At 42.5% G+C, this 6362-nt stretch carries 7 protein-coding genes; 1 reads left to right on the top strand and 6 read right to left on the bottom strand.

All coding sequences use genetic code 11. From position 1 onward, the window contains the following. Window positions 1-430: 430 nt before the first annotated feature. Window positions 431-1045 carry a LysE family translocator gene (locus PSE69_RS13160; protein ID WP_272675275.1) on the bottom strand — a complete coding sequence of 205 codons (615 nt, stop codon included), beginning with the start codon at window positions 1043-1045 and terminating at the stop codon, window positions 431-433. Window positions 1046-1214: 169 nt separating this feature from the next. Between PSE69_RS13160 and folA the strand changes: the two genes are divergently transcribed. After that, on the top strand, window positions 1215-1718 hold the full coding sequence (gene folA / locus PSE69_RS13155) for a type 3 dihydrofolate reductase (protein WP_121874947.1): 504 nt from the start codon (window positions 1215-1217) through the stop codon (window positions 1716-1718). Window positions 1719-1900: 182 nt separating this feature from the next. Here the strand turns inward: folA and apaH are convergent, their stop codons facing one another. From apaH to surA, 5 genes are read right to left on the bottom strand one after another with little or no spacing between them, the layout of a single operon-like run. Next, window positions 1901-2728, bottom strand: a complete 828-nt coding sequence (gene apaH / locus PSE69_RS13150) for a bis(5'-nucleosyl)-tetraphosphatase (symmetrical) ApaH (RefSeq protein ID WP_004925002.1) — start codon at window positions 2726-2728, stop codon at window positions 1901-1903. Between the two features lie 2 nt (window positions 2729-2730). Continuing rightward, window positions 2731-3108 carry a Co2+/Mg2+ efflux protein ApaG gene (gene apaG / locus PSE69_RS13145; protein ID WP_004924999.1) on the bottom strand — a complete coding sequence of 126 codons (378 nt, stop codon included), beginning with the start codon at window positions 3106-3108 and terminating at the stop codon, window positions 2731-2733. 19 nt (window positions 3109-3127) lie between these two features. Next, window positions 3128-3937 carry a 16S rRNA (adenine(1518)-N(6)/adenine(1519)-N(6))-dimethyltransferase RsmA gene (rsmA, locus tag PSE69_RS13140; protein WP_014657655.1) on the bottom strand — a complete coding sequence of 270 codons (810 nt, stop codon included), beginning with the start codon at window positions 3935-3937 and terminating at the stop codon, window positions 3128-3130. Further along, on the bottom strand, window positions 3934-4929 hold the full coding sequence (gene pdxA / locus PSE69_RS13135) for a 4-hydroxythreonine-4-phosphate dehydrogenase PdxA (protein ID WP_036944132.1): 996 nt from the start codon (window positions 4927-4929) through the stop codon (window positions 3934-3936). The genes rsmA and pdxA overlap by 4 nt, the downstream gene beginning before the upstream one ends. After that, on the bottom strand, window positions 4910-6229 hold the full coding sequence (surA, locus tag PSE69_RS13130) for a peptidylprolyl isomerase SurA (RefSeq protein ID WP_004924993.1): 1320 nt from the start codon (window positions 6227-6229) through the stop codon (window positions 4910-4912). Before surA ends, pdxA begins: the two co-directional genes overlap by 20 nt. Window positions 6230-6362 lie beyond the last annotated feature (133 nt).

Genomic DNA, 6362 nt, shown 5'->3' with positions numbered 1-6362 from the left:
AAGAGTACTGATTTGTTCCATTTCATCTTCATCAAAAAGAGTCGTATTTTGTTCCATGATCATAAGGCCCATGTTTAATTTTATTTATCTATTAAAGTTAAATTATACAATTTGATGAAAAGGCTGAACAAGATTATTCTTGTTTTTGGTTTTAGTTAAGTCGATGCTTTTTACTGATGATAATGAAAAGTATGAGTTAAATAATTAAGTAATTCGATAGGGGAATTAATTAACTGTAGGAGGAGATCAGATCTTTCAATCTTAGAGTTAGGGTTTAAAGCTATTTGTGAATATTTTTATATTAGCTATCGTTAAATAAGCGTGATTGATAGGGAGTTTTTAACAATAGGCGAGCATGGTTTAAAAACCATTTATGTATTTCCCCCAGACATTAAACAATCATGGCTGAGGGATTTTTTTATTCATCTGATTAACTGAGTGCAACTCGAACCCCGAAAGCAATAAGTACAACGCCAAGCACTTTATCGACATATTTTTGTACTTTAGCTAACCCTTTTCTTACAGGAGCACTCTGGATCAAACACACCAGCAGTGGCCAGTAAATAGCAGCAAGCCCCCAAATGATAAAGGCGATCCACAGCTTTTCACCAAACGTCGAATCAAAACTTAAAACTTGAGTAAAAACAGCAAGAAAGAACAATGTTGCTTTAGGGTTTAAAACATTACAAAGGAAACCTTGCATAAATGCTTTTTTGAAAGTGACGATTTCGTGTTGTGTATTGTTGAGGTCTAGGTTTTGTCCTTTATTTGGCATCAAACTTTTAACACCAATCCAAATCAGATAAGCCGCTCCTGCGTATTTTAATACGTTAAATAACCAAGGTGTGGTGGTGATAAGAACCGCAAGCCCAGCGACACAATAAGTCATATGTAGGGCAACCGCACAAATGACGCCCATTGCAGTCATGAGCGCTGCTGAACGCTGATAGCGCGCTGAGTTTTTAACGATAAGAAAAAAGTCTGGCCCGGGGGAAAGCATGCCTAATGTGGCGATAGTGGCAATTAAAAGGGAGGTCTCGTACATTTGCACTCTCTATATTGATTTTATTTTTAATGTTATTTTTAGTCGGCTTTATCACTAACTGAGTATAAATTAATAATCACTTTTTAAGGAAGATTAAATTTAGTCGACGAAGCATTTCTGTTTACGTATAGTGAGCACAAATTTGTATATTAGCCTCTAAGGTGACTCAATGAATATTAGTTTAATCGCAGCGATGGCGATTGATCAGGTTATCGGCATGGAAAAAGCGATGCCTTGGCATTTACCCGGTGATCTTGCTTGGTTTAAACGTAATACGTTAAATAAGCCAGTCATAATGGGTCGAGTGACTTACGAATCAATTGGTCGTCCGCTTCCACAGCGCGTCAACATTGTATTAAGTAGTAAGCCGGGTTCGGATAAAAATGTTATCTGGGTCTCCTCCGTAGAAGAAGCATTGGTGGCGGCTAAGCAAACCAAGACAGGCTCTGACGATGACGAAGTCATTGTGATTGGAGGCGGAAAAGTTTACCAACAGTTTTTACCTCTGGCGAATAAGCTGTATTTAACTCATGTGGATGCAGAAGTGATTGGCGACACTCATTTCCCAATTTACGAGCCAGATGAGTGGGATTCTATTTTCACCGAGTACCATGAGGCGGATGAGAACAATTCACATGGTTATTGTTTTGAGATTTTAACCAAAAGAATTTAATAGCGTCGTAATTTTAAAAACGGAGCGTATTGCTCCGTTTTTGCTTATTAATATATGAAAGTAGCGAATTAAATCACTATTCAAAAATAAATCTAATGAATTTATTACCACTATTCAGTTTAAATTAAAAAGAATAGCTTTTAAGTTATGTCTATTTAAGGGAAATAAACATAACTTAATGATTAATCTTTACGGCGTTTTTGGTGTGATTTTTGGTGGTAATACTGTTTTGCTTCCCAATGGAACAGCGTCAATTCTCCCCCCCAGCAACAACCAGTATCTAGCCCATACACATTTTCTGGCGTATGTTTCCCTTCCAAAGACGCCCAATGACCAAAAAAGATAGAATAGCCTTCAGGGAGTTTATTGGGCAGTGCAAACCAAGGTTTAAGGGGAGAAGGGGCTTTGGCTGGACTTTCCTTACAAATCATATCCAGTTGACCATGAGGGAAACAGTAGCGCATCCGTGTTAATGCATTTGTACTAAAGCGTAAACGCGGTAGCCCCATTAAATTCTCAGACCAATTATTTGGCATGTCGCCATACATAGAATCAATGAATAGCGGATAAGCATCGCTTGATAAAACCGATTCTACTTCCCGTGCGCACATGCGTGCTGTCGGCAGATCCCACTGTGGTGTGATCCCAGCGTGAGCCATGATGATCTTTTTCTCTTCATCGACCTGTAGCAGCGGTTGGCGGCGTAACCAATTGATTAATTCATCAGCGTCGGGCGCATTGAGTAGCTCATCGAGATGATCTTTCGGTTTATTCCGGCTGATTTTGCAGTAAATACCTAATAAGTGCAGATCGTGGTTACCTAGCACTATGCGTACGGAATCACCGAGGCTTTTGACATAGCGAAGGACCTGTAATGAGTCAGGCCCTCGGGCAACCAGATCGCCAGTGAGCCACAAAGTATCTTTTTGCGGCTCAAAATTCACTTGTTCGAGTAATGCACGCAATTCGCGATAGCAGCCGTGTACATCACCAATAAGATATGTCGACATAATTAATTAATCAAAGTAGGTAAAGCAAGGCGGAATGGAGGAATATCCACATGAATGTGTTCTCCTCGGCTGTTTAACATGACGTAATAACCTTCCATTGTACCCATGGGAGTTTCTAATATTGCTCCACTGGTATAACGATATACCGCACCGGGCTGGATGATTGGTTGTTCACCGACAACGCCTTCGCCTTGAACTTCAGTTTTATGACCATCACTGTTAGTAATGAGCCAATAGCGGCTCATTAACTGTAGTGGCTCTCGGCCTAAGTTACGGATAGATATGGTATAGGCAAATACATATCGTCCTATTTCAGGTTGAGACTGGCTGACGATATAGACACTCTGTACTTGGATGCTAACATTAGGTTCGTTAAGCATAGTGCCTCCTTTTCGATACTTATTCAGACAAACTTGCTAGGTAGTTCGCCATTTTGCAATAAGCTTCAACGGAAATATTTTCAGCGCGAGTACCGGGATCAATGCCTAGCTCTGTGAGCTGCTCAACATTGAGTAAATCCCCCAAACTATTGCGGATCGTCTTACGACGCTGGTTAAATGCTTGTGTGGTAATACGACTGAGCATTTTAATATCTTTCAGCGGGTAAGGGTTCTCGCGATGAGGTATAAGCCTAACAACCGCAGAATCAACTTTTGGTGGCGGTGCAAAGGCCGTTGGTGGCACTTCTAACACCGGAACAACTTGGCAGTAATATTGCGCCATAACGCTTAAACGGCCGTAGGCTTTACTCCCAGGACCTGCAACTAGGCGGTTTACAACCTCTTTTTGCAGCATAAAGTTCATGTCAGCAATAGAGTTTGTAAAGGTAAATAGGTGGAACATTAGCGGGGTCGAGATATTATAAGGCAGGTTACCAAAAACACGTAAAGGTTGCCCTGCCTGCTTCGCTAATTCACCGAAATCCACTGTCATGGCATCTTGCTGGATAATTGTAAGCTTATCTTTTAACTGTGGGTGAACATGCAAGCGCGCAGCGAGATCACGGTCTAGCTCAACAACCGTCATCTTATCCATTCTACTACCAACAGGTTCAGTCAGTGCGCCAAGACCGGGGCCAATCTCGACGATAGCTTGCCCTGGTTGTGGATGTATTGCATCTACAATACTGTCGATAATAAATTGGTCAGTTAAAAAGTTCTGCCCGAAACGTTTGCGGGCAAGATGCCCCTGATGGACTCGATTATTCATGAATTCTTATATGTCATTTGGATAGCTAACTTCAATGCGGTAATAAAGCTGCCCGCATCGGCACGACCCGTACCTGCTAACTCTAGCGCAGTGCCATGGTCAACAGAAGTACGAATGAAAGGCAGACCCAGCGTAATGTTCACGGCTCTACCAAAACCTTGGTATTTTAACACAGGAAGACCCTGATCGTGATACATTGCGAGTACGGCATCCGCATCTTCTAAATATTTAGGCTGAAATAGGGTATCAGCGGGCAGCGGCCCGATGAGATTCATACCTTCAGCACGAAGACTCTCAAGTGTTGGGATAATGGTTTCTATCTCTTCCATTCCCATATGTCCTCCTTCACCCGCGTGCGGGTTTAGGCCACAGACATAGATATTTGGTGTATCAATCGCAAATTTTGTACGTAAATCGTGATTTAAGATTGTAATCACTTCCCGCAGACTTTGTTGAGTGATTGCCGCTGAAACATCTTTTAAGGGTAAATGGGTCGTGGCGAGAGCCACACGTAACTCTTCTGTGGCTAACATCATCACCACACGGTGACAATGGCTCCTATCGGCAAAAAATTCAGTATGCCCGCTAAATGGAACCCCCGCATCATTAATCACCCCTTTGTGGACAGGGCCAGTCACAATGGCAGAAAATTCTCCACTTAGGCAACCATCACAGGCTCTTGCTAATGTTTCAGTAACATACTTCCCATTGGCAATGTTTAGCACACCGGCTTGCGCTGGTGCTTTCAAATTGACGGGAAGGATAGACAGAGTTCCCGGTACTTGGGCGTCATGTTCATTACCTGATTGATAGTTTTTTAATGACAGTGGCAGGTTGAGTTGTTTGGCTCGAGCGAGTAGTAATTCAGGATCAGCACACGCAACAAGCTCAACAGGCCAAAACTCTTGGGCAAGTTGAATAAGTAGATCTGGGCCTACCCCGGCAGGCTCGCCGGGGGTTATTACGATTGGTTTATTGAGATTTTTCGTCATTAGATTGGTTATCACGTCCATCGATGACATTAACATATGCCGCCGCACGTTGCTCCTGTACCCAACTTTGTGCTTCTTCGTTGAATTTACGATTGAACAATAAACGGTAGGCTTGATCTTTTTGTGCCGCATCTGTTTTATCAACATTGCGGGTATCTTCTAGCTGAATAAGGTGCCAGCCAAAGTTTGAGCGAACAGGTTGACTGATTTCGCCTTTATTAAGTCTCATCAAGGCATCACGGAAAGCGGGATCGTATACATCTGGCATATTCCAGCCTAACTCACCGCCTTTAAGCGCACTGCCCGGATCTTCAGAGAACTCTTTTGCCGCATTTTCAAATGTGGTCTTGCCGCTACGAATATCCTGTGTGATCTGAGTGAGCTTTTGTCTCGCTTGGTTATCATCCATAATTGGTGATGACTTAATAAGGATATGGCGAGCTTTCACTTCGGTGACTGAAATGGTTTTATTGGCACTGTTCATTTCGTTAACACGCAAAATATGGTAGCCAACACCAGAACGAATAGGGCCTACAACATCGCCTTTCTTCGCACTTTTCAACTGTTCAGCGAAAACAACTGGTAGCTCTTGTAGGCGAGACCATCCCATATTACCGCCTTTCAGTGCTTGTGGATCTGCGGAGTAAGCAATAGCCAGTTTGCCGAAGTTGGTGCCTTTTTTGATCTCATCCATGATCTTAGCAACAATCGCATCTGCTTTTTGTAATTGCTCTTGAGTTGGGTTTTCAGGTAATGGAATGAGAATATGACTTAGGTTAACGCTCGCTTCATAGTCTGCTTGGCTGCTGATCTGTTTTGCGAGAGACTCAACTTCTTGGGGTAAAATAGTCACGCGACGGCGTACTTCGTTATTACGCACTTCAGCGATCAGCATCTCTTTACGGATCTCACTACGGTATTTTGCCATATCAATACCATCCGCTTTTAGACGTGCTTGCATCTGCTCAAAAGTTAAACCATTTTGGCGAGCAATATCCGCAATTGTGGCATTAACGGCTTCTTCAGGGATATTGATTTGCATCTGATTTGCCATCTGTAACATGATGTTATCAGTGATCAAACGCTCAAGGATCTGGTGACGAAGAGTCTCATCATCTGGAATTTGTTGGCCAGCATTGCGTGCGTTCAGTTTTACTGTGTTTAACATATTCTGGACGTCACTTTCCAGCACAACTCCGTTATTGACTACAGCAGCAACTTTATCCATTTGCTGTGGTGCAGCCAATGCTGTGGAGCTTGCAAACATCAGTCCCAGAATAAGCGTTTTCCAATTCTTCATAATGGTCCTATCTATTGATTTAGGTTCCGCCAGAGGCAGGTTAATCGTTTTATTTATGCGACACTGCTTACTATTTGGCGAGCAGATAACTCGCCTTATTGTGAGTAAGCAGCGGCATCAAATAGCTTGTGTT

Origin of the sequence: Providencia sp. PROV122 (genome assembly GCF_028482365.1) — a bacterium.
GTDB lineage: Bacteria > Pseudomonadota > Gammaproteobacteria > Enterobacterales > Enterobacteriaceae > Providencia > Providencia stuartii.
The sequence above is the reverse complement of the archived record's forward strand: the minus strand, read 5'-3'. Positions and strand labels throughout refer to the sequence as shown.

Bases quoted from the DNA above. Each gene is read 5' to 3' on its own strand.
- pdxA (WP_036944132.1), bottom strand. From the start codon at position 4,929: ATGACGAAAAATCTCAATAAACCAATCGTAATAACCCCCGGCGAGCCT.
- rsmA (WP_014657655.1), bottom strand. From the start codon at position 3,937: ATGAATAATCGAGTCCATCAGGGGCATCTTGCCCGCAAACGTTTCGGG.
- folA (WP_121874947.1), top strand. From the start codon at position 1,215: ATGAATATTAGTTTAATCGCAGCGATGGCGATTGATCAGGTTATCGGC.
- PSE69_RS13160 (WP_272675275.1), bottom strand. From the start codon at position 1,045: ATGTACGAGACCTCCCTTTTAATTGCCACTATCGCCACATTAGGCATG.
- apaH (WP_004925002.1), bottom strand. From the start codon at position 2,728: ATGTCGACATATCTTATTGGTGATGTACACGGCTGCTATCGCGAATTG.
- surA (WP_004924993.1), bottom strand. From the start codon at position 6,229: ATGAAGAATTGGAAAACGCTTATTCTGGGACTGATGTTTGCAAGCTCC.
- apaG (WP_004924999.1), bottom strand. From the start codon at position 3,108: ATGCTTAACGAACCTAATGTTAGCATCCAAGTACAGAGTGTCTATATC.